Raw genomic sequence first — 25,065 nt, forward strand, 5'->3', positions numbered from 1 at the left:
TTACGCACCTCCTTTTCTCCGTTTCGTAATCTGATTTAACAAGATCGTAAACGCCGCGATTACAAGGAACAACAGGAACGATGCTGCCGATGCCTCGGCAAATTTCATCTGTTTAAATCCTTGGTTATATACATAGTAACTGATGACCTGAGTCGAATTGGAAGGTCCTCCCCCTGTCAGGATATACACGATATCATACATCTTCAGTGCATCCGGAATTCGGATCAGCAAAATGACGGCGATGGCCGAACGCAGATGCGGAAAAATGATATACCAGTATGCCTGAAACTGGTTTGCTCCATCGATCTTGGCTGCCTCAATGATATCGTCCGAAACACTGCTTATGGACGCAAGCAGCACCAGAATGACAAATGGCGCTGCCGTCCACACACTGACTGTCAGAACTGCAAATTTCGCCGCTATCTTTTCCGAAAGCCACATTGGCCCGTCAATGTGCAGAAAATTGAGAAAATAGTTAATCACTCCATACCTATCTGTAAACATCCATCTCCAGATTGTTCCGGATGCAATGGAGGCCATCATCATGGGCAGGATAATGCAGACCTTGGCAATTCCGCTTCCTTTTACATTTTTTCTTAAAGCGGCGGATACAAGGAGACCAATTCCAAGTTCGACCAAAATTGTAGCAGCAGCATACAGTAGCGTGTTCCCGATGACGCCACGCATTTCTTTGCTCTTTAATGTCTCTATATAATTGTCAAATCCCGCAAATTCAAAATGTCCCTGTACAACTCCCATATTTGTGTTGAAACTCATAACAAGCGCATACAAAAGAGTATACAAAGCAAATGCCACAATCACCATGGCGGGAACACACAGCAACATTCCCATCCTTTTGTTTTTCCGACCCAACGCCTGCCTTTTCCTTTTCATTTTACCCACTCCCTTTTCTGTCCGAAAAACCTGTCAACTATTGCGCTTCATCCAGAATCTCCTGAAGATCCTGTGCACATTCTTCCACCTCTTTTGGAATATCCGTCACTTCTTTTGTGGTAATCCGGTTGAGTGTCAGGGAAACTCTGTCCCGGAGCTCTGAGAAGTTGGTGCTAAGTGTCGGCGCGATCCCCTGCGCAAGACTTTGGTTCATAGCTTTCAGTACCTCTGCGTCCTCCGGATCCGTAATAGCCGCCTCTGCTTCTTCTGCAGACGACTTTCTGACAGCCGGGTTGATAAAGTTTTCGGAAAGTCTGGCAATCGTCTCTGAACTAGTAGCCCACTTGCACCATTCTATTGCAAGATCCTTATTCTTGGAATCCGGATTCACCCCAAAACTCCAGCTCCATACAGCGTTTGCTACCGGCTGTGCCACTACGCCTACTTTTCCGGACACTTTTGACGCATCCTCATCCTTAGTCATTTTCCACATATATGGCCAGTTGCATGCAAACGCAAGCTGTCCCTGAAGGAACATGTTCTGTACGTCGCCGTTATTATAGCCGGAACTCTCCTGTGGCACTGCGCCTTCGTCATAAAATTTCATAATATATTCAAATGTATTCACTGTTTCCTGGGAATGAAACGCAATCTTTGACGGATCCTCGGAACTGATCAGTTCTCCTCCAAACTGGAACAGTTTGTCCATAAGCTCGGACACCGGCTCTGCTTCCTGCTTTCCTTCAATAATCGTCCCATATACCCCATTTTCTTCATCTGTCATCGCTTTGGACATTTCAAAATATTCCTCCACGGTCGACGGCGCATGATCGAAACCAGCCTCTTCCAGAAGATCCGTCCGGTAATACAGTACCGGACCGTGTACAAGATAAGGCATGCAATATAACTGGTCATCCCACTTTACAGAATTCAGAGCCGCATCATAAAAATCATTTAGCTCCTCTTCTTCCATATATTCATCCAGAGGCATCAAATAACCAAGACTTGCCCATTGCGGAATCAGCGGACCATCCACGGTAAGCACATCATAATACCCGGATTTTGCCATCGCTTCTGATAAAACCGCTTCGTTAGATGCTCCTTCCAGATTGACTGTTGCTCCGGTTTCTTTCTCAAACTCATCTTTGATGGATTCATACCAGAGAGCGTACTCTCCACCGTCTTCCACAGAAACCGTCAATGTCTGTCCCGCGAACTTTCCTTCTCCTGACTCTTCAGATTTGCCTTCGGAATCTGATCCGCCACAGCCTGTCAAAAGAGACGCCGCCATCCCTGCACATACGAGTACGCTGAGCATTTTCTGTAATGTTTTCTTTTTCATGATAGTACCTCCTTCTTTGACTTTTATAGTTGGCAAACTCTCTCCTCCTCATTCATATGAAAAGATTAGAATTAAACTTATTGCAATCGATTGCAATTTTGTAAAATAAAAAAGGTCTCCCTTTTTTATCTTTGACATGGTCCAACGGAATTCCTTATAATCAAATTGCCCTTTACAATCACCTCTTTCTCCTCCTCCCTGCCTCTGATACGATCCAAAATCATCTTGCCCGCTGCCTTTCCCATCTCATACAGTGGCATACTCACGGTTGTGAGCGTCGGAAACATCCATTCACTGTACTCCATATTGTCGTATCCGATCACGGAGATATCTTTTCCCGGACACAACCCTCTCTCCTGCATAGCCTTATAGACGCCGACACACATCTGGTCGTTCGCCACAAGAACCGCCGTCGGATATTGCCCCTCATCCAGAATACTCCTCATACAGCTATAGGCGGAGGCAATCTTCCAATCCCCCCTCCGGATCCACTTCTCTTGAATCGGGAATCCAAACTCATGCATTTTTTCCAGATAGGTCCGGAAACGAATCCCGGAATGAATAGAAGACTCCGGTCCATTGATAAACCCTATGTCTGTATGACCCATCTTTTTCAGATACTGCATAGCCAGCTCTACACCGTACCGGTCGTCCGGAAGGATCCGAAACTGATCCTCAAGCATCCGGTTCACATAAACGACAGGGATGACTTCATTTGCATAGACGCGGTCGGTCCCGAGCTCCGTAGATGCAACAATGATTCCGGCAAAACGCATTTTTTCGCAGATCGAAAGGCTCTCCAAATGCTTACTGTTTCCATTCAGCATAACGATCTCATATCCTGCTTTCCAAGCTTCATCCTGCACCCCATTTGCCAATACATCGGTGAACCAGGACCAGTCCTCCTGAAGAGATACAAGGGCGATAATATTAGATGTCTTATTGCGAAGTTGACTGGCCACCATGTTGACCTGATATCCCATCTCTTCTGCCTTCTCCAATACTCTTTTCCTTGTCGTTTCATTAACTAGTCCCGGGTTGCTGAATGTACGGGAAACCGTGCTTGCACTGATATGTAGTTCTTTCGCAATATCATAGATTGTAATCATTGCCGCCTCTTTTTGCAATCGAATGCATTTATTTGACTTTATTATAGAATTCTTGTTAATCCTTGTCAATTCTTGTCTTATATTTTTTTCATTTTTGTCTAATTTCAATAAATAAGTTTTAAAAAAATTGTGAATAATTCTTGTCTATTAATTTTTTATCTGAAATATTTTTATCTTCGGAAATATCCATCTGTCCAAACTGCTCTTCCAGTCTCGTCAGAGCCTCTATCTCTGCTATGGTACACCACGGAAGCCACTTTCCGAGGCCATTATGATATTGGAGAGCAATCTCTCCACTTTCTTCTATCAATCCTGGATAGGAATAACCGTACGTTCTCTTCCAGTCAGTCGTCTGTTTTGTATTATGTAGGATCATTCTGGCAAACTCCAGATAATGCCGATCCCCCGTCAAAATCCAAAGCCTGAAATAATCATACGGGCAGTACCCCATCATCACGTCACAATGGGAATGTCCCGTCGCGATAAGACTTAAACCAGTCTGATCCGCCTTTTCAAACACACAGTTACCTTTGTACGGATGTACCGGAAATCTCCAGGCATATGTCCATGTCTCGCAGAAATCCGCAGCTCCCCTTGCCGCATTAATCCATTTTGACTCCTTGGTCAGATCATACAGTGCAAGAAAAGCATAGAGGGACTGCATCCCTGCTTCTTTATCTATTGTATTGTCATTGTCAGCCGTCCCTCCGATAAAGGCCATACTTTGGTAAATAGCCGTATAACAAAATTCTCCGGCTCGAAGAGCCATCTCCCTGTACTTTTCTTTTCCGGAGACAAAATAAAGATTGACAAGGAATCGTATCACATTACTGGTATTATATTTTCCACTATGCTGTATTTCTCCCTGTTTTCCATACGCCCTGGCAAAAGAACCATCCTCGCCCTGTACGTTTCCCAAATGATCTGCAAAACGACAACAAAAATCAAACCACTCGTGTCTGTCCTCCCCGTATTCTTTCAGATACATCCATGCTGCCAGAATTCCCTCCACTCCGTCCGCCGCCGTCCGGAGATATGTAGGATACCCTTGTTTAAACTGAGGCGGAAAAACATCGTACCAAACTTGTGGAAATTCACTTTGATCATCCGAATGTTGTACCCAGAAATTGATCATCTCTTTTCCCTTCTCCACCATCTCCTGTTTTTTCTTTTTTTCTCCATACCTGATAAGATGATACGCACACTGTGTCTGCTGCCCTACAAACCCCATTTGAAAACTAATATCACAGACATGTCCTTCCGGCACAGTTGTCCAGAATGGAAGGCCCATCACTTTGTTGTATGGCTGACAATAAGCATCCAAAAGCGCGATACCGTCTTCATATACCTGCTGCAAATCACATTCATGAACCTCTGGTTGAAAAACATCATACCAATGCCGCCACTCCTCTCTCATCGCTTCATAATCCTCTCTCATTTGATCAAAGTGAACGCACAGTTCATATTTGTGGATGATTTCTCTTCTGACCGGATGGTTTCTTCTCGCCCATCCTCCTGTCTGCCCGATATAGCTAATCTCTCCTTCACTACCCGGATATACATAGCTCAACAAAAGTCTCTTTCCTGCGGTAAATCCAATAGAGGGATACTGCAGACTACTGTCTACGATCCAGTCTCTTCCTGTCTCTGCCACTTTGGTGTCAGGTACCGGCAACATATGACAAAGCCCAACCGACAGTCCGCATCCGGCATGATATAACTGTACATACGGAAGAGCCATGCGAGTCGCCCGGAAAAGAAAATTTTTTCTGTACAAGTCCGAGCCAAATGCTCCTTTTACGACCCCTTGATTCTTTTTGTACCAGATACCCGGAATGAAAACATCATATTCCTCTGACCAATGGCCTTTTTCTCCCCGTGGCAAAGGAACGGCAAACTCGGTGGAGAAACCAATATCCCTTACCCCAGTCTCCACTACCGTCACATTCCTGGACATTTTTACTTCCTGTACGGCATTGTTTATCTCATATTGATCGGAAAACAGAAAACTACTTCCATTGTCCGTCTCAATCATGGTTCGGCAAAGGAAACTCTCTCCCCTTTTCTCCACCATTTCATACCCCGATTTGTATACGACAAGTTTCCCTGTCTCCGTTACTATTTGTAGAACAGCCGGATATCGTAAATAGAAGGAAAACTTATCAGTGAACTTCAATTCCAGTCCATACCGCTCCTTATCACCTTCTCGAAATGGATGTACATGCATCCCCAATACTTTTTTCATCTGACATTCTCCTTTCTCCACTTCCATATTGCAATCGATTGCAATATGGAATAAAAATTTTTTATTGTGTTTAGTATAGCACAAAACAGAATCAGGTTCTATTCGTTTTTCAATCTATATCATTTTAGTGAGCACTTTTTATTCCAAAGAAATATACAACCGCACCTATTGGAACTGTAATCAGAAGAAATGGATAAAAGAAAGCTAAATCTATATTTCCATAGAGAACCCCTCCTATCACCGGTCCTAAAGTCATGCCTAAATCGAGTCCTACATAATAAGTACTGTTGGCCAATCCTCTTTTACCCTCTCCCGCAAGCAAAATAGCCGTTGACTGACATACAGAACTCATAATCCCATAACCTCCGGCCATAAAAAGAGCCCCAAAAAACATAATGAAATTATTCTTCATCCATGCCAGACATAACATCCCTAACAAAGCGCTTATAGAACTTCCAAACAGGAAAATCCGAAACGGCAGCCGGTCAAACAAGCTTTTCATGGAAAAACGCATGGTGAAAAGCACGATGGCATATAACGGAAAAAACAGACTGACCGTAATAGAAAGGTTCCGTGCCTCTATATAGCTGACTAAAAATGACTGTGTGGCACAATAAGGAATGGCAAAAAGCATGATAATAATGGCAATCGGAATTACCTTTCTGTCCAACACCTGTATTTTCGGATTCTTCTCATTTTTTACCCTGACCGATCCCCTTGGCTCCCCCTTATCAGAAATAAATTGAATAATCAAAATGGTAAAGGCGGAAAACATCAGCGCTAAAGCAAAAGAAACACGATATCCCATCATCTGATAGATACTCACTCCGATTGCCGGGGCAATCGCCATCCCTAACGCATTCATCATTCCATAGAATCCCATACCGGAACCTATTTTCTCTTTCGGAAGCATATCGCACATCCATGTTGACATGCAGACAGAGCAGCAGGCAAATCCAACACCATTTATCATCCTTGCGAAGATAACAACATAAGGGTCAGAAGCTGTCATATACCCTAGACATGCCACGGTCATAAGAACGGCCCCAATAAATGACAATCGGTATTTGCTGATTCTGTCTGCCAGGTTTCCAACAAAAGGTCTGCAAAACAGGGAACAAAGATTCATCAGTCCTCCAATCACTCCCATCACTCCTGCAGAAGCGCCTATACTCCCGGAAAATCCGGTGATCAGCGGCGTTACCAGCATAGGGCTGGCAAAATAGAAGAAACTTGCCGCCAAAATTAAAATGATATTTTTAGAATACGTTTGCTGCTTCATAAGATCCCCCTGCCAAACTTACGCTAACGCTGTCTTTACTGTATCACACCTGCAATGTAAAATCCATACACGAATCCCTTTCTGCTATTCTTCCCTTCTAGGTCAATATTAAGAAGCAAAAATTATAAAAAGAAAGAGAAACTTCGTTTTATCAAAGAAGTTTCTCTTTCTTTTTGGGGAGGAATCCTGTCTATTTTATCAGTTCTTCTACTTCTTTCGCCGCCGTCTCCCAGAGATCCTGAAGATAATCACAGCCGCTTGGGTATTCGTCAAACCGAAGATCCAAGTTTCCATAGTCATCGATCAGATCCAGTACATGCTCACGGCTGGTCAGGGATTCCAGGTATTCCAACAGACGCATATCGTTCATAGCGTCTTCCATAACCGGCAGTCTCATGGACTCCACCGGCTTTCCGTCTGCTCCTGGATAGACAATGAATGGATCCCCTGCCGGAAATGCATCTTCCCCATCGTTAATACGATAAGGATCTATGGTATGCAGAGAATACTGGCAATTATAAAAATTATATCCCCAATGAAGGAATCCTTCCATCTTGTATTTATAGAGCTGCGCTCCTAAGATTCTTGTTCTCCATCCCGGCATAGCAATATACCTGTTGCTGACCTTATACCCCTGTCCACAACAATAATATACCCATCCATTCTTCAGCCCTGCATCCAGAAACTGATGAACCGAATCATTCGTAGGAACCGGATTCTTTACAATCCCTTTTTCATACAGATCCAGATGGCTTAAAGCATCAATGATCTTTGCGCCTTCCAAATATGGCTCTACCATCTGAAGCGCTTTCTGGTATGTATCCGCATTGTAAATAGTAGGTTCATCCGATACATGAAAGATGGTATTGTCAAACACGCCCAGCTCTTTCAATTCCTTTACAAGCTCCGGTAAAAATTCAGCCAGGAATTTATCATAGCCGCAGGACTCTACCGGTGTATGCCATCCAAATATTTTTTCGCTTTTACCGTCCACTTCTGCCATCACCTTTGGCGGATATTTTGCTCCCCATTGAGCAAATAGATGAGCCATCTCAAAGAACTCAAACCCGATTTCCCTACAAAGACGAATCCATCGGCGAAGAAGTCCAAAATCAAATTCAAATCTTCCTTCTGTCATCTTAATTTTGACAAGCTGAACTGTCGTTCGATCCTTTCCAATCAGCGTATCCAGGGCCGGAGTCAAAATCGGCGTATATGCAACGTTGATTCCCCTCTCAAATGCAAGCCGAAGATAGGCTTCAATCATATTCCAATGCTCCTCGGAGTATACCTCCACTCCATAATAATCCGCCAAACAGTCCGGATAAAACCATTCTGTATGGAGAAATTTCTGTTTAGGAAGACTTGCGGGAACCACATGAATCGTAACCTCTGGCTGAGCAAGAACCATCCCTTCATCATCCGAAAAGATGAAAGAAACCGTATAATCTCCGCCCTTTAAGTCCTCCGGGATCTCACAGTCGATCCACAGGGCTCTCCACTGTTCTAAAACTACCTGTACTCCGTCTTCAAAAGGAGACAGAATATCCGGGTACAGACCTGCCTCATGACCGATATATTCAGAATCGTATTTCTTATTCTGTTTTTCATGTGGCATGAATACCGGCACACAGTCCACCTTTCGGATTGTAACTTTCCCCGGGAAATCTCCTTCTGCCTTTACGTGAGCATAAGGATTTCGGAACGCCTGCTTTAATGTCTGATTCAAATAGTAATCCCCATGAAAGCAGTAAGCTGCCTGAAAAGAAACCCTTTGCCCAAGGAAGCCTATGATCCTTTTTACCAGCCTTGAATTCTGCATCCCTCCCAGGGGCAGTACCTTTTCCATTGAACTAATAATTCTTACATCATAATCCATAGTAAACCTCCTTTATAACATTTTTATCCTTTAATACCACTAAGGGCAATACCTTCTACAAATTTTCTCTGCAAGAAACAATAGAGTATGAATGGAAATAAAAAGGCAAGTGTAGCGCCTGCCATTACCAGGCCATAATTGCTTACATAATTATTCTGCAGCATAGACAATCCCAAAGTCAGAGTCTTCATCTCATCGTGGGTAATCATAACCAACGGCCAAATAAAGTCATTCCAGGAAGTAATAAATGTAAATACTACCAAAGAAATCACTACCGGCTTTGACAACGGAAGGATGATCCTGGTAAATATCTTGAATTCTCCGCATCCGTCCATTCTTGCCGATTCAATCAATTCATCCGGAATTCCCTCCATAAACTGCCTCATCAGGAATACCCCGAAAGCATCCAATATGACTGTAAACAGGGACGGATAGGTATTTAAAAGCCCCATATTCTTCATAATAGTAAAGACCGGAATCAGGATCACCTGCCCCGGCATCATCAGCGTAGCCAGGTAAATCCAGAAAATTCCCTCTTTAAAAGGAAATTTCTTTTTTGCAAACGCATATCCTGCCAGTGTGGCGATCACCACATTAAAAAAACAAGCGCACGCAACAACGATCACGCTGTTCCGGATATAGGTTAAGATTGGAAAGTTCGACAATAGGTTTTCATAGTTCCTAAGATCCATAGTGGAAAAATCAAAGGATGCGGTCATTACTCTTTTCTGAGTAAAAGATGTCAGTATCATATAGATAAATGGATACAACGAAATCACAACAAATCCGATTAATACAATGGCAAGAATTATTCTCGACAGTTTGATCTGTTTGGAATGTATCATCCCGGCACCTCCTTTCTCTAATCTTTTTCACGAAATACGACCTTCTGCAAGAAAGAGATCACTAAGACAACAGCCAGCAGAAGCATGGATACGGCGCTTGCATATCCCATTTGATAATTTTTAAATGCCGAATTGTATATGGTAAGAACCAGTGTGGTTGTCGCACGCCCCGGCCCCCCTCCTGTCAGCGTATATACAAGGTCAAAAACCTGGAAGGACCAAATCGTCCCTAATGTCACTACAAGATAAGTAATAGGTTTTAACATAGGAAGGGTAATTGAGAAAAACTGCCTCATATTCCCCGCTCCATCTACCCTTGCCGCTTCGTATAAAGATGTAGGAATATCCATCATTCCTGCATAAAAGATCACCAAAAAATATCCCACATTTTTCCATATTGCAATTACACAGACAGAAAACAATGCCGTCCACCGATTACCAAGCCAGTTCACCGCATCAATCCCAAATACTCCGGCGATGGAATTAATCACGCCTTCCGGATTTCCCGAAAGAAGAAGTCTCCACACTGCTGCTGTTAATACCATAGAAGTTATCACGGGAATAAACATTGCGCTCCGCACAAGATTACCAAAACGATTCCGGAACAATCTTGCCAATATGTAAGCAATAACCAGGGAAAGGATCGTCTGGATCGGCACAACGATAATCGTATAGATTCCTGTATTGATTAGTGAAGAAACAATATAGGGATCCTTGAGAATATCCTTATAATTACTCAGACCGACGAATTCTGGCGCCTGAAGTACATTATAATCAGTAAAACTATAGCCTGCCGTCATAAAGATCGGGATTACATGGAACATCAGCAGAAGCAGGAAACTTGGAAGGATAAAGAAGTATGCGCTGGCGGATTGCCATTTTAATTTTGTCCGTTTCATAAGTATCCTCCGTTTTTTTAATCTGCCGGGACATTCTCATATCCCGGCAGGTCATTTGATTACTCGTTCAAAATTGTCTCCGCATAGGAAACAGACTCATTGATTACATCGTCCGGTGATATTTCACCCATGATCATCAGCTGCAGGTTCTTATACAAGGAATCAGAAATCTTAGAATTTCCTTTTGCCGGTGATAATGAATGTAGGTAATCTCCATCTTCCTCATAAACTGACTCAAATGCAGGATTATCATGGTATTCTTCATCTTTACCGATAGGTGCAAACTGAGCAGACTCGTGGTAGGTTGTCATGGATGATCCGCTTAACATAAATTGCATCAACTTATATGCCAAATCCTTATTTTCCGCATTAGACATCAATACCAGTGAATCCGATGCAATAAAAGTCCCTTTTTCCTGATTTGTCAAGCTTGTAATAAATCCCCAATTTAGTCCAGCATCGTCAAATTGTACGGTACTGGAGCTTTCCATTTCTACAAATGCTGTTTTTCCCTCACAGAAGTAACTGATACAGTCATCATTTGTTAGACTCGTTACAACGTCCGGAAGAATATGATACGTAAATCTCAGATCATATAAAAACTGGAGAGCTTCTTTTCCTGCTTCACTGTCAATCGTAAGAGCAGTTCCTTCTTCGTTAAAGATAGAGCCTCCGCTCTGCCACAGATAAGGATAGAAAGAAGCATTCAAGGTACTCATGGAAGGATTGCCCCACCGCTGTACCAGCGGATATACTTCAGAACTTCCGTCTGCACCCACTTTGATCTTCTGGCAGATCTCTATAAACTGATCCCATGTACAGTTAGCCGGTACTTCCTTAATTCCATTCGCCGCCAGAATATCTTTGTTATAGCACATAACAATTACATTTCCTACGATCATTGGCATACAATACTGCTTTCCATCAATCACACCATTGTCCAGATACAGGAAATTATCTTTGTCTTTATCAGTAAGATAATCATCCAGTGGCTCAACCGCTCCCATATCAATGAAGTCTCCGAGCATTTCCATATACATATAGCCTACATCCGGTCCTTCTCCTGAGGTTACGCCAGTCAGATATTTTTCTTCGTAATTGCCCCAAGGCACGATTTCAATATTAACCTCTACGTTATTTTCTTCCTCAAAAGGAGCCAGTATTTTCTCCCAGATCTCTTTGTCATCCTGATTCTCACTCAAAGGCGGCATCCAGACATCCAGAGATTCTGTCTTTCCCCCACCTTCTGACTTAGATCCGCTGTCTTTCTGACATCCAATCAGCATTGCGGAAGCCGTGGTTGCACACAGAAGAATCGAAATTGCCTTTTTGGTAAATTTTTTCATCAACATTCCTCCTGTCATAATTAATTACTGTCATTTTACATTGCAAACTTTTTGATTTACTGAATATTGGGATGCATCCATTTATTTTCCAGTTTCATATGAACTGTTTCTAAAATTCATTATACAGATTGCAGAAAAAAAATAAATAAACAAAAATTACACAGAAAAATCTCATGAAACATTTTCTGTGTAATTCCTGTGAAATATACATTATTTATTTTAAGTCTTACGCAAATCCGGGATATTATCCCGGCATAATATACATTTTTTGGCTAATTAACAAATCTTGATTCTTTGTAAAAATAAACTTTTTTAGACTTTATTCTGCCGCTTGTATACGCCGGGTGTGATATTTTCATACTTTTTAAAAATACGGATAAAATGAATATCACTGGTAAAGCCGACCTGCTCCGCTACCTCTTTTATTGTAATACCCTCCTTTTCCATAAGCTTTTTTGCCGCCTTAATCCGCAGTTCATTCATGTATTCTACAACTCCTATCCCATATTCTTCCTTAAATACTTTTGACACATAAGAAGTGCTGACACCTACCTGCTCGGAAATATAACACAGTCCAAGAAAATGTTGATTATAATTTTCTTCGATGATTTTCTTAATTTTATAGGAAAGCCTCTCTTTCTGCCTCATAGTATACTGGCTTCCCAAATCCTCAAATTCTGACAAAATTTCTTTCAGGCAAGCCGATAATTCTTTTACGGAATCGCAGCCTTTTAGAGCGTTCATCCATTCAGGCATATGATTACCATGATAGCGCGTATCCTCCCCTTGCGCGGATTGAATAACGGTATTAATCACCGCATACTGACGGCTGGTTCGAACATAAGCATCATCTGCAGACAACACATAGGAAGCAAGCACTTCGGGTACCATCGCTTTCGCCTCTGCATATTCCCGAAGCATCAAGGCTTTCTTCCATCGATCAAATATCAATACTTCTTCTTTTTCCTGTGGAATGGTCTCTCCCGGAAGCCCCAATTCTTTATGAAAAAACAATAGCGTCTGTTCATAGATAGATACCATCTGACTTTCCGACATGAACACTTCGCTTTGCCGCATCCGAATATCCTCTTTTTCCCACTGTTGCCGGATCAGTTCTTCTATCCGGCACAAAAGATCGGAATCCGTACTTTCATAATTTAGAAGAAACACCGCTGTATCACCTATCAAAGTTGGAACTACATCCACAAAGCTATATTCGCGCTCTAATGACTGTCCCACCTCTTGAAGGTTTTCCTTTGACTGATGCTTATCTCTTTGAAAAGATACATCTGCCAGGATAAAGGAATAATAGATATAGTCAAACAGGATTCCTGCCGTCTGAAAAAGATTCCGGAGCGCCTCTGGATCTGACTGTCTCTGATTCAGCACATCTCCTAATGCACTTTCTTTGATGGACCATAACACTTTATCATTTAAGCTGTTGATCGTCTTTTCGATTGATTTATGCTGTTTCAGGCCTAGAAATAGCGAAATTGCAAGCCCAATTCCGGTACACAAAATAATTCCCATTATCAATAAATGTTGAATCGATTTGATATGGGCAACCAAAACTTCTTTATTACTAAGTACGACATAATAGAACGCATGATGCGCCGATGGCATTTCCCATCCCACATAGCCGTCTTCATCAACTTTCTCTGACTCATTTGGATTTCGTGTCAAAAGATCCTGCAGTTCCGAATTAGAAGGGGCAGATTCCTTCATCCTACTCAAATACAACTGTTCCTCTTCTGTCAAAACAAAAATAGAGGTGCCATCATCATTGGGAAGGGCCATATCCAAAAGTCTCATAAATTCTGTATCATTGACTCCGATAATCAGAATAGACTGCGGATCCCTTTCTCTGCTGGCAGGAATCTGCTGACGAAAATAAAGCTTTTCTTCGTTTTTTCCAAGAGGGGAAAAGAAAAAGTTTATATTGTCGGACTCCAAAATATGGGATTTCCATTCTGCATATCCTTTACTGCTCAATCCGCTGTTCAGAAGAAAATAATTTCTAGAATTATAGCATCCTTCCGTCCCAACAATATAATCCCAAACCGGATAATACAGGTAAATATCTTCTATCATGGAATTGGCAATCTTAATATTTTTCATCAATTCCGAATATCGATAAGCTTCAGGAGTGGAAAATGCAGAAATATCTTCTGCTGATTGGAGCACCATATTCTGATTATTCAGAAGCAGCTCGGATGCAGAGGACTGGATTGTGAACAGATAATGATCAATTCCCTGTCTGGCCGTATCAATGATCGTTTCCGTCTCCCGGATTTTCTCTTGTTCCATCATGTTGACCGCCCGAATATTAACAGCAAAAAGCAACACAAAAATCAGCATACATCCGGCAAGAAGGGGAAATATCCAGTGTTTTTTTAGTTTTGACAAATGGAAACCCAGAAACATCTCCATACTCCTTCCTGTTCATACCTTCTCTTTTAATCATGTGACTACACTATGATTTTAATATTATTCAAATAAGAAGTCAATCGAGGGACATAGCTTAAAAAGCCTGCCTCTTCTTGCATTGCATAATCTGAAGTCCAGCTACGTAAATATACATAACATACGTTATGTCCTGGGGTATCCTACAATTAATCCAAAAAGCAATTCCCCCAATAATTCAGCAAAGTATTCCGTCAATTAGTACAACATTCCTAACAGCTCTTATCAGTACCTCTAGCGTCACTGCCATTGCTGCCTTTGGAATTACGGAAAAGTTTGAAATGTGCATTAGGGTACGGCTGTGGTCTGCTAGGATTCTTCTTGTTTTAGTAATTGGATTTTCAAAACGCCTTTCCCGTCTGTTTGTTAACAGCAAAGTTGTTTTATGCATTGTTGGAACATATTTTTTAATTGTTAGTGTTGGATATATTTTGAACACTGTAACAAATTGTTACCTAGGTGCCCTCAATGGTATAGGAAAACCATCAAAAAGTATATTTCTGATGATTTTCTATTATATTGTCGTTCAGATGCCTTTGGACTATCTACTATATCATTTAGGTTTTGACCTAAATGGCATTTAGTTTGCAGTGTAATGAGTAATATTGCTGCCAGTATAACAGCGGTTTATATTGAAAAAAATTATCTTTCTGTTTCGAATAATATTTTATAACTGTGCAAAGAAAGATGGGTTCGTTAACAGACAGGAGTTTTCATATATTACTTTATTAATACCAAATCTGCAATAAATGTTTATCTATGATGACGTATAATAAATTTCGCAAAAATAAAATTTCATAATAATAAAGACATGGACTATAGCCGTTTGGTAAAATTAAGTCACCACAACCAAATCTATCAAAGGAGGCTATAGAACCATGTCTGATAAGATTATACAGCTAAATGAGGACTTAATAAAGCATGATTTAAAGGATCTCGTCCGAAGCAGTGTCGAAGAAACCCTAAACGCTCTGCTTGATAAGGAAGCCGATGAATTAGTCAACGCCGAAAAGTATGAGCGTTCCTCTGAGCGTCAGGGATATCGTTCCGGGCATTATAAGAGAAACCTTCATACTACAGCAGGGGAGGTAGAATTGAAAGTTCCTAAACTCAAGGGTATTCCTTTTGAAACAGCCATTATTGAACGCTACCGCCGCAGAGAATCTTCTGTTGAAGAAGCGTTAATTGAAATGTATCTCGCAGGTGTCTCCGTCCGTCGTGTGGAAGATATCACTGAAGCTTTATGGGGAACGAAAGTATCTCCCGGAACAATCAGTAACCTGAATAAAAAGGCGTATGAGCATATAGAAACCTGGCGTACCCGCCCGCTTTCCGGGGAATATCCTTATGTTTATGTAGATGGAGTCTACCTGAAACGCAGCTGGGGCGGCGAAATCCAGAATGTTTCTGTTCTGGTTGCAATCGGTGTCAGCCGGGATGGCTGCCGTGAAATCCTTGGTGCTGCTGAAGGAATGAAAGAAGATCGCGAAAGCTGGCGTTCTTTCTTTGTATGGTTGAAAGAACGGGGGCTTACTTGTGTACGTCTGATCATCGGTGATAAAAATCTCGGTATGCTGGAGACCATTCCTGAAGTCTTTCCGGATGCCAGATACCAGCGCTGTACTGTACATTTTTACAGGAACATTTTTTCCGTAACACCCCGAAAGAAAATGAAGGCTGTAGCTCTCATGCTGAAAGCCATCCATTCTCAGGAAAGCAAGGAAGCAGCCCGTGAAAAGGCGATACAGGTAGCCGAAAAGCTGAAAGCCATGAAACTGGCGAAAGCTACCCAAAAGGTTGAAGATGGCATTGAAGAAACCTTAACCTATATGGATTTTCCTACACAACACTGGACTCGGATCCGGACAAACAATACCATTGAGCGTCTCAATCGTGAGATCAAACGCCGGACAAAAGCAATCGGCGCTTTTCCCGATGGTCAGAGTGCTCTGATGCTCGTATGTGCCAGACTACGCCATGTAGCAGCAACGAACTGGGGAGCCATACGTTACATGAACATGGATCATCTTTTTAAGGCAGAGGATGATCTGGCGTCTGATATCATAGCCGGTTGACTGCCGGCTACCAAACGGCAGAATTTTACTTTTGCGAAAAAATCTTGACACAATCAAAATCTTGACACAATCTTATCTATGAAATGTTCCCGGATCTGGTACAAAATCTACAAGTAAATCACCCAATGGCGCTAAATAGTTTAGATGAGAAGGATGTTGATAAATCATAAACGCCGAAAGCCTTGATAAACCAAGGTTTTCGGCGATGTTTTTGGCGTCGCTAAGAGGATTTGAACCTCCGACCTACCGCTTAGGAGTAGCACCGTTTGCTAGTAGGAAGCTCCCTCTTAATGTTATATAATCCCTGTATTTCCTTGCCTTTCACGGATTTAAAATGTTATCTCGTACCTCCTTGTGACTGCTAATTTTAAGGTTTTTTAGATGCTCCTTTTAGCAGACAATTAGCAAGGGGCTTGAACTTAAGGAAATGTTACTGATTAAAACTCGTTCCATCCAGTACGGGCAACTCTCTTTTAATGCCTAAATAGTTTATATGGTCTGCCCGCTATCAACTCTCGCAAAACCATTATCTAAATGATAGCAATAATTTGCAATAAGGGCAGTATGTAAAAAGGAGACAAACCTCATTGGGATTTCCCTCTTATAATCATATATTTTATTAATCGTCCGATTTTATAGCAACAACAAATTATAATCCCAAAATTACCACTGGTTGTTACATATCATTCTTACAATTTATTGTTTCCTAATATATAAATTCTCATATTCATTTAAAGTTTCTTTTATAAAACACATAAAAGATTCAAGTGAAAAATTATCGGATTTGTTTATATACAAATAAAATAATTTAATTCCGTCTCCCTTTTTTTCTGTTCCATAAAGATTAAGGACTTCAGAAATTTTTTCAGATTTTTGGAATTGATTATACCAAATTTCCACACCTTTTTCTGATAATTCATTCATCTTACTCTCAAAAACCTTTGTCCGTTGATTATGTATGTTAAAATCTATATCATTTTTTGTGCAATAATCCTTAAGTTTATTTAACCAAAACAATTGTCTTTGAATAATCAACTTTTTGTTATCACAATCTTCCTGACTTAAATTAGTATCCTCCTCCAAACTCTTAATATTATGCTCTAATTCTTCAATTCGTTTACTATTTAATGTGCTACCTATGCTACTTTCATCATCTTTGCCCCCATACTCTGTAAATGTATCCATAAATATAGACTGCTGCTTTGGCGAAAGGTCTCTCAACATAAGACGAAATTCTGACTCTGATTTCCATATTGGTCTTCTCCTTTTATCTCTTGAAAGATATTCAGTAACATAGAATTTGTCTGGATTATCATTACTAATCTGTTTCATCAAAAACAAAAAATCTCCATCATTCATTAACTTTAAGCATAAATTATTATTTAATTGAATACCTTCTGCTGTTAAAGGTTTTTTCTGAAAAATACTATTATTATTCTCCTTTTCCTTAAATTGCTTTTCAACAGCATCAATACATTTTTTCACCAAAAATGAATCATACATTACAACTGGATGACTTTGAATCCATCTTCTCTCTGAATCATATGCAACAATCACATTTTCAATTGTACTTAATGCATTTTTTTTATATCCAAATTTATATTCTTGCTTTTGAATATCATAAAACAGAATCACACTCTCAAGAAGACGTTCTATATCAATAGACATACCTTCAAATCCTGACATCTGCATATCTCGCATGATATAATCTAATCTGTCAACATCAATTATACTCGAATTCAATAATTGTATGAGCGAATTTTTTATTCCGTTTTCCAACTTTGATGCATCTTTATATCGTATTCCTAAAATCATCCTACTAAATAAATCTACATCAACATTTTGAGCAACCAGATAATTCTCATATGTAATAATACCAATAATAACACTCATAATTTCATGAGGTTTAGCCACATTATTTCCACTGACATAATATGAACTGCCTTCTATAGTTTCCGCAAAATCTAATAAAAAATTCTCAAAGTCCTGTTCATTTAGTTTATTTTCAAGAGTGTTAAGAAGTTCATTATATAAAACATATATTTCAGAAATATCTTTTCTTGGGAAACTTCGCATTATCTGATATTTATCATTCTCTTTTTGTAAAAGAAGAAAATCTTCACCAGTGTGAGAAAACGGTGTATGTCCAATATCATGCAGTAAACATGCCAATTCAAATGTGCTTCTTAAAGTTTCCCATTTTCCTATTGCACGCTCTATCTTTTTTTCTTCAATTTGTTCTTCTGTATTCCTTTTCAAAGATTTAAATGCCTTGACTCCTAAATAGTAAACTCCCAAAGAATGTATAAACCTATTATGGCATGACCCTGGATACAAACTATCATAGCTAGTTTGACGAATATTTCGTAATCTTTGAAATTCACAGGAATCTATTATGTTTTTAATATAATCTTTCTTAATCTTTATATAACCATGAATAGGATCTTTGATTAATTTTGTCTCCAAAGCACTTCCCTCATTTTATCTATACTAAAACTTTATGCATACATAACATCACTAATTTGCACTCGATTAACAGCCTTTAAAAGCTCGTATGACAAAGTCCACCTAAACCGTTCTTTTAATTCAATAATATTTACATCTTCATTTAAGCAAATATATTTTTCTTCATCTATTATCTCAACAGAGAAATAATTCGAGTAGTCAAGTATTAAACCTTGTATTTTTTCTTGGTTAAAAATAAAGATTGCTTTTTCAGAAGTTTCATCTTCATATGCATCAACAACCATCAATCCATAATCCGCTAATTGCTTAAAACTCAATCTTCTGATTTGCTTTTCATACAATTCAATTAATGCATTTGCTGCTAAACACTCAACTCCAATAAATGTACACATTTTCTATTATCCCTACTCTTTCTCTGTAATTAATTGTCCACAATTCATATTATCATTTTTTTCTGAGTAAAAAATGTAGCTTTTTATTCCTGCCTCAGAAAGAAGTTCCTTAAATTGTTTCATGATTTCAATACTTGTTGGATGTAAATTATTTCTTTTTGTAGATTTATTTTCATTTAGTCTTGAAATCCGAACTATAATTTTATCCTTTATCTCAATTAAGATGTTTTTTAAAATATTGAAATCCTCTATTGTATCGTTCAACCCTTCAATTAAAATATAATTTATTCTATAATACTTTTTGTTAGAAGATTTTATATAATTTACTATTTCATCAAAGTCAATTTTTCTCTCTTGATAAATCGGTATTATGTTCCTTATAATATTCTCTTTACTGCTTATATAGGTAAGTTGAATATTTCTTATCCTTAATTTATCAGAAAGCTGATCAAACATTTTTATTAATTGTAAATTCCATAAACATGATGACAATGTAACATATAAATTTTTATATGTACTCAATCGTAGCAAGAATTCCCTAACATTTTCAGCATTAAAAAATAAGTCTCCAGTCCCAGTTAAGGTTAATAACACATAATCTTTTTTATACAAAAATTTATTAAAATAAATGTATTCAAATAATTTCTGCATTTGATCTGCATTCATTTGGCTAAAATCATCAATTGCGGCAGAAGCACAAAACTTGCATTTAGAAGGACAACCATAACTAATTGGTAATTCAATCACTGATTTGATGAATCTATCATTGAAATAATGCTCAAAATAGCCAACTTCATACTTTCTATTATCATCTTGGAATACTAATTTTATTGTTTTCTCTCTATTCCAATCACTCCCAGCGTATCTATTATCACATTTGATATACTGTACTATTTCCATATTTTTAATTATTTCTAATTTTTGTAATGACAGATTTATAGACTCTAATCTTTCTATCATATCATTAAAATCATCTTCAAAAGTTTTCGCATATTTTGTCCCTGATTGTAATTCTAACAAAAAACTATTTTGATTATTTGTGGGGCTAAGAATATATGGTGAGATAATGCATTGATAATCCGTTCTTATATATAAATATGTTACCTCCTTTAAATCCGTAACATACACTTTTAAAAATTGTTTTTTATTTTCATCAATTCTTTCTGCTAACTCATAAAAATATAAAATCGTTTTTTCTACTTTATTAAGTGAATTCTTACTTATTTTTTTCAAAAAAGCCTGTCTTACAAGCTCAGGTTCAAATTTGTTAGCCGATAAAATAATACGAACTTCCTTTTCTTGTTCCAACATTTTTATTATTTTTTCACAGAAAATATCTCGGTATTCATTTTTAAACCAATTACTAAGAGAATGCCCTATCAAATCTAAACGATTGTCCGTATTATCTATTATATTTCTCCAAAAATCATCTTCTTTATCAAAATGAGCTTTTGGATGGATACTCAAAATTCCACTATCATATAATTCATTTTGTCGTCTTAAACTTGTTTCTATAATATCAAGCTGTTTGCCTAATTCTTTATTATCATCACGTGTAAAAACTTTTTGAATTAAAATAAAAAATATAGAGGCAACCACTGAGCATAAAATACTTAATAAAATATTCTGCCATAAAACAGATATGTCGGGTTCATCCTTTTTATATTCCAATACGATTATTGAAATAATAATTCCAATTCCCAAAATGCCTATAACTATATAAGAAAATACTCCCTTAGGAAATTTTCTTCTACTTTTATTCTTATCCATATATCCACTCCATAATCAACAACATATATTCCTTATTTTTCTAATTCCTCAATTATGGTATCTAATATATGTAATACCTTATTTTTTTCTTTAATTGGGAGTTTTTCCAACCTTTTCTCCAGTTGGGTGCATTGCACACTTACACCAGCATCAATTACATCTACCATAATTGTATCTGCAGATACTCCCAACGCATTAATAATACGTATCAATGTATCTAATTTAGGAGTTTTAACTTCTCGTTCAATAGCGCTAAGATAATTACAACTTAAATCTACCTTTTCTGCTAATTCTTCCTGCTTTAAACCTATTCTTTCCCTATATTTTTGAATTCTATATCCAATTCCCACATCTACTTTCCTCATATTTTCCGTTCTAAAAGCGTTACTCTTACTCTAATAGTATATTCATTATGGATATAATTATACAGCATCTAATAGCGTTACTCTTTATCTAATAGCGTTGTTTTTCAAAGACTTTTTCCTAGTAATTATTTGCAATAAGAGCAGTATGTAAAAAGAGGACAGTCCGTATCTGGATTGCCCTCCTATAACTATAAGTTTTTTGCAAGTGATTTCAGCAATGCCACCATCTCTGGATTGGCAAGCAGCTTGAGCAGCATTTCTTTTTAATGGTGCGCTTGTTACCTTAAAAATCAGTTCATCAACACAATCGGTATATCTTCCTTGCTGTATGAGCTGATTTTTTAATTCCACGAGGCTATGTAACAGCAGGCGTCTTTCTTGGCTATCCAGATATAAATGGGCTTTCTTTTCTCTCATATTCAGCACCGTCCTTTCTGCTTTTATTATATGAAAGGACACCGATAAACTCAAATATGCAACTTTTAAGGATTATCAACCCTCAAAAAATCCGGCTTTGAAAGAGTAACTATCGCCTTTTCAATTAGCACGGTTTTTAGCAGCATTTTAAGGCAAATTAGCAGAAAAGCCATTTTGATTAGCAAAATCCCCGAAAATCCTGCTAATCATTAGCAGGCTAATTTATGCCGTATATCACAAGTTCGATTGTTTTCTGGCTTTGACTGATTAACAGAAATGGCTCTTGCTAATCGCACATTGCTATGCGTTCGATTTTTCTCGGAAAATAGAAAACGCCGAAAGCCTTGATAAACCAAGGTTTTCGGCGATGTTTTTGGCGTCGCTAAGAGGATTTGAACCTCCGACCTACCGCTTAGGAGGCGGTCGCTCTATCCTGCTGAGCTATAGCGACAATTAAAAATATATCAATAAATTTGGGAATTATCTTTTTCTAAGAAGCAAAATATTTTTGTACCTTTCTTTTTACAACACATTTAATTATATCATATTTCAGAAATATTGTGAAGTACCTATGAAAAATTAATTTTCCCTTGGAGCCAGATGTTGGCCTTGAATCTCCGGCCCACCGCAGGTTCCCCAAATATCTTTGTCTTGGGAATACAAAGATCAAAAAGCATCTCATTTGCATCCAGTGTCAGCACCATAATCTTTTCCCTTGTTACCTCATTGATAACCAGATCCATATCCAGAATTTCCCCCATAATGGAATACAAATCACATTCGACCCCGTACGGCATAAAATAAGTATCAATAATACTGAAGATATCTTCTGTAACCACACGTTTGGATACTTTTTGATATGTATCCATGTCTTTCAAAGTCAGGGTTTCGATAGCTTCGGAGTCCCCTTTCCGTGCCGCACTGACTAACATCATCCGGTTGCGGAACTCTTCTCTTTGCTCTTTTTTGTCCTTTTCATTTTTTGTCACTGGCAAAAGTACGGTACCTTCACAGGCCAGTGCAGAAAGTGTCACGGACGTTTTCTTTTTCCCCAAATTTCCGGACTGTAGTTCCCGCACATATTCCATCGGGTTTTGCAGATAGAACATCAATGAAATATCCACACGGGCATCCTCGCAAATTCCCACATAAGCTTCTTTATCAATCTTTTTTTCCACAATCACATCGGCATATGTGGTGATTCCCTTTCCCTGAAACACCGGAATACTGTACTCTTTTTCAAAGTTCTCATCCAGATCTTCCACACCGTACAGCGCCAGTTCCAGCCGCTCTCCTATGATTTTTCTGAACTCGCAGTAATCCGTGCTCTCGTCCAGTATTCTTCTTTCATGGGAAGTAAATTCCGTACGGACTTCTTCCTCCACCTTTCTTATCATGGAGCCGGAAATCTCCTCTCCGAACCCAATTGCTCTTGTATATTTATGCATTATCTGATTTCCTTCATCCCACCCATGTATGGCTGAAGCGTTTCCGGAATCTTCACAGAGCCGTCTGCCTGGAGGTTGTTTTCCAGAAATGCGATCAACATTCTTGGTGGGGCCACAACAGTGTTATTAAGTGTATGTGCAAAATATTTTTTTCCGTCCTCTCCCTTGATGCGGATTCCCAGACGTCTTGCCTGCGCATCCCCCAGGTTGGAACAACTTCCTACTTCAAAATACTTCTTCTGTCTTGGAGACCATGCTTCCACATCGCAGGATTTCACTTTGAGATCCGCCAGATCACCGGAACAACATTCCAGTGTACGCACCGGTATGTCCAAAGTACGAAAGAAATCGACTGTATTTTTCCACATTTTTTCATACCAGTCCATACTCTCTTCTGGTTTGCACACAACAATCATTTCCTGTTTTTCAAACTGGTGTATTCTATATACCCCTCTTTCTTCAATTCCATGAGCACCTTTTTCTTTCCGGAAACATGGAGAGTAACTTGTCAGTGTTCTCGGAAGTGTCTCTTCGGGCAGTATAGAATCAATAAATTTTCCGATCATGGAATGTTCACTTGTTCCAATCAAGTAAAGATCTTCCCCTTCAATTTTATACATCATAGCGTCCATTTCCGCAAAACTCATTACGCCTGTCACTACGTTGCTGCGGATCATAAATGGCGGTACACAATAGGTAAATCCACGATTAATCATAAAATCTCTTGCATAAGAAATAACTGCGGAATGGAGCCTTGCAATGTCTCCCATCAGGTAATAGAAACCATTTCCGGCTACTTTTCCTGCGCTTTCCAAGTCTATTCCATGAAATTTCTCCATGATTTCCGTATGATACGGGATCTCATAATCCGGAACAATCGGTTCTCCAAAGCGTTCCAGCTCTACGTTTTCGCTGTCATCTCTTCCAATCGGCACAGACGGATCAATAATATTCGGGATCACCATCATAATCTCCTTGATCTTTTCCTCTACTTCTTTTTCTTCAGAAGAAAGCTCGGCAGTTCTTCCGGCATTTGCCTCTACCTGATTTTTTAACTCTTCTGCTTCTTCTTTTTTGCCCTGAGCCATACATGCCCCAATCTTCTTAGAGATTTTATTTTTATCTGCACGCAGTGCCTCTACTTCCTGCTTGATTTCCCTGTTTCTTTTATCCAATTCCAATACTTCATCTACCAATGGCAACTTTTCGTTCTGAAATTTCTTTTTGATATTTTCTTTTACTATATCCGGATTACTTCTTACAAATTTAATATCTAACATTTCTATTCTCTTCCTCCATCTATTCTATACCTGCCAATTCTTCGTCATTCCCGTATATCGCACGCTCCAACGATTCCTCTTCTTCCTCGGCAAGCTCTGTGTGACATTCCCCAGCCACAATCTCTTTTATATAAATATAACATCCCTCTCTACTGTGCATGACATTCATAATCCAGCCATTATCTTCTCCGTCCAAAATAGTAAAGGCAAAGCTGAGTTTCCCTCCCATCTCGTGAAAGGCGTCATACTGTACCAGTCCTGTCTTCTGGATACTTCCGCTGATTTTTTCTCTAAGCAAACGTAGTTCCAATTGATTTTCTTCTGAAAGTTCCTCAATACTTTCCATTTTCTCCAGGTGACGCCGAATGTTTTCTTCCAGTGTCTTTCCATCACTTCCCCGCATAAACTTGGAGTAACTTCTTTTCAGCTGGTTATACTTCATATTTAAGTTCACGAAAAAAGTGCAGAGGACAATCAAGATCAAAAACATGGCAATTAGAATATATGCCGGATCCACACCGATTGATTCCAGGATTTTACTCTGCATC

General features: G+C 39.1%; 20 protein-coding genes and 1 tRNA gene. 2 read left to right on the plus strand and 19 right to left on the minus strand.

Going from position 1 to position 25,065, the window contains the following annotated elements:
- The 10 genes from AOA56_RS12305 to AOA56_RS12350 form a co-directional block, all read right to left on the minus strand.
- The gene (locus AOA56_RS12305; RefSeq protein WP_053769775.1) at nucleotides 1-894 is read right to left on the minus strand and encodes a carbohydrate ABC transporter permease; all 894 of its coding nucleotides are present in this window, start codon (nucleotides 892-894) and stop codon (nucleotides 1-3) included.
- Between the two features lie 37 nt (nucleotides 895-931).
- Nucleotides 932-2,236 (minus strand): ABC transporter substrate-binding protein, encoded by a 1,305-nt coding sequence (locus tag AOA56_RS12310; RefSeq protein WP_048621171.1) that lies wholly within the window; start codon nucleotides 2,234-2,236, stop codon nucleotides 932-934.
- A gap of 125 nt (nucleotides 2,237-2,361) precedes the next feature.
- Nucleotides 2,362-3,345, minus strand: coding sequence for a LacI family DNA-binding transcriptional regulator (locus AOA56_RS12315; protein ID WP_024733921.1), 984 nt, complete (start codon nucleotides 3,343-3,345; stop codon nucleotides 2,362-2,364).
- A 118-nt stretch (nucleotides 3,346-3,463) separates the two neighbouring features.
- On the minus strand, nucleotides 3,464-5,590 hold the full coding sequence (locus AOA56_RS12320; RefSeq protein ID WP_053769776.1) for a glycoside hydrolase family protein: 2,127 nt from the start codon (nucleotides 5,588-5,590) through the stop codon (nucleotides 3,464-3,466).
- Nucleotides 5,591-5,714: 124 nt separating this feature from the next.
- Nucleotides 5,715-6,872: an MFS transporter gene (locus tag AOA56_RS12325; protein WP_053769777.1), complete on the minus strand. Its 1,158-nt coding sequence runs from the start codon at nucleotides 6,870-6,872 to the stop codon at nucleotides 5,715-5,717.
- Between the two features lie 190 nt (nucleotides 6,873-7,062).
- Nucleotides 7,063-8,751 (minus strand): DUF4091 domain-containing protein, encoded by a 1,689-nt coding sequence (locus tag AOA56_RS12330; RefSeq protein ID WP_053769778.1) that lies wholly within the window; start codon nucleotides 8,749-8,751, stop codon nucleotides 7,063-7,065.
- A 23-nt stretch (nucleotides 8,752-8,774) separates the two neighbouring features.
- On the minus strand, nucleotides 8,775-9,596 hold the full coding sequence (locus AOA56_RS12335) for a carbohydrate ABC transporter permease (RefSeq protein ID WP_053769779.1): 822 nt from the start codon (nucleotides 9,594-9,596) through the stop codon (nucleotides 8,775-8,777).
- A 17-nt stretch (nucleotides 9,597-9,613) separates the two neighbouring features.
- The gene (locus AOA56_RS12340) at nucleotides 9,614-10,495 is read right to left on the minus strand and encodes a carbohydrate ABC transporter permease (protein ID WP_024733925.1); all 882 of its coding nucleotides are present in this window, start codon (nucleotides 10,493-10,495) and stop codon (nucleotides 9,614-9,616) included.
- Between the two features lie 59 nt (nucleotides 10,496-10,554).
- Nucleotides 10,555-11,841: an ABC transporter substrate-binding protein gene (locus AOA56_RS12345; protein ID WP_053769780.1), complete on the minus strand. Its 1,287-nt coding sequence runs from the start codon at nucleotides 11,839-11,841 to the stop codon at nucleotides 10,555-10,557.
- Nucleotides 11,842-12,153: 312 nt separating this feature from the next.
- Nucleotides 12,154-14,271, minus strand: coding sequence for an AraC family transcriptional regulator (locus AOA56_RS12350; RefSeq protein WP_053769781.1), 2,118 nt, complete (start codon nucleotides 14,269-14,271; stop codon nucleotides 12,154-12,156).
- Nucleotides 14,272-14,585: 314 nt separating this feature from the next.
- Between AOA56_RS12350 and AOA56_RS16835 the strand changes: the two genes are divergently transcribed.
- Together AOA56_RS16835 and AOA56_RS12360 are read left to right on the plus strand one after the other, a co-directional pair.
- Nucleotides 14,586-14,888, plus strand: a complete 303-nt coding sequence (locus AOA56_RS16835) for an MATE family efflux transporter (RefSeq protein ID WP_242843460.1) — start codon at nucleotides 14,586-14,588, stop codon at nucleotides 14,886-14,888.
- A gap of 294 nt (nucleotides 14,889-15,182) precedes the next feature.
- Nucleotides 15,183-16,379: an IS256 family transposase gene (locus tag AOA56_RS12360; RefSeq protein WP_053769783.1), complete on the plus strand. Its 1,197-nt coding sequence runs from the start codon at nucleotides 15,183-15,185 to the stop codon at nucleotides 16,377-16,379.
- A gap of 696 nt (nucleotides 16,380-17,075) precedes the next feature.
- On the opposite strand, the gene AOA56_RS12365 is transcribed toward AOA56_RS12360, so the two are convergent.
- From AOA56_RS12365 to AOA56_RS12405, 9 genes are all read right to left on the minus strand, one after another.
- Nucleotides 17,076-18,845 carry an HD domain-containing protein gene (locus AOA56_RS12365; protein WP_053769784.1) on the minus strand — a complete coding sequence of 590 codons (1,770 nt, stop codon included), beginning with the start codon at nucleotides 18,843-18,845 and terminating at the stop codon, nucleotides 17,076-17,078.
- 32 nt (nucleotides 18,846-18,877) lie between these two features.
- Entirely contained in the window at nucleotides 18,878-19,237 is a 360-nt protein-coding gene (locus AOA56_RS12370) for a hypothetical protein (RefSeq protein WP_053769785.1), read from the minus strand.
- A 12-nt stretch (nucleotides 19,238-19,249) separates the two neighbouring features.
- Nucleotides 19,250-21,007 (minus strand): hypothetical protein, encoded by a 1,758-nt coding sequence (locus AOA56_RS12375; protein WP_053769786.1) that lies wholly within the window; start codon nucleotides 21,005-21,007, stop codon nucleotides 19,250-19,252.
- Nucleotides 21,008-21,039: 32 nt separating this feature from the next.
- On the minus strand, nucleotides 21,040-21,372 hold the full coding sequence (locus AOA56_RS12380; RefSeq protein ID WP_053769787.1) for a helix-turn-helix domain-containing protein: 333 nt from the start codon (nucleotides 21,370-21,372) through the stop codon (nucleotides 21,040-21,042).
- An 84-nt stretch (nucleotides 21,373-21,456) separates the two neighbouring features.
- A complete protein-coding gene (locus AOA56_RS12385; protein WP_053769788.1) occupies nucleotides 21,457-21,789 on the minus strand; it encodes a hypothetical protein in 333 nt (110 codons plus the stop codon).
- A 374-nt stretch (nucleotides 21,790-22,163) separates the two neighbouring features.
- A tRNA-Arg gene (locus AOA56_RS12390) sits at nucleotides 22,164-22,240 on the minus strand.
- A 118-nt stretch (nucleotides 22,241-22,358) separates the two neighbouring features.
- Nucleotides 22,359-23,237 (minus strand): DUF3881 family protein, encoded by an 879-nt coding sequence (locus tag AOA56_RS12395; protein ID WP_053769789.1) that lies wholly within the window; start codon nucleotides 23,235-23,237, stop codon nucleotides 22,359-22,361.
- Nucleotides 23,237-24,517 carry a serine--tRNA ligase gene (serS, locus tag AOA56_RS12400; RefSeq protein ID WP_048621176.1) on the minus strand — a complete coding sequence of 427 codons (1,281 nt, stop codon included), beginning with the start codon at nucleotides 24,515-24,517 and terminating at the stop codon, nucleotides 23,237-23,239. Before serS ends, AOA56_RS12395 begins: the two co-directional genes overlap by 1 nt.
- A gap of 19 nt (nucleotides 24,518-24,536) precedes the next feature.
- Nucleotides 24,537-25,064 carry a DUF4446 family protein gene (locus AOA56_RS12405; RefSeq protein ID WP_053769790.1) on the minus strand — a complete coding sequence of 176 codons (528 nt, stop codon included), beginning with the start codon at nucleotides 25,062-25,064 and terminating at the stop codon, nucleotides 24,537-24,539.
- Between the last annotated feature and the right edge of the window lies 1 nt (nucleotide 25,065).

Origin of the sequence: Sellimonas intestinalis (assembly GCF_001280875.1) — a bacterium.
In the GTDB taxonomy this organism is placed as follows: domain Bacteria; phylum Bacillota; class Clostridia; order Lachnospirales; family Lachnospiraceae; genus Sellimonas; species Sellimonas intestinalis.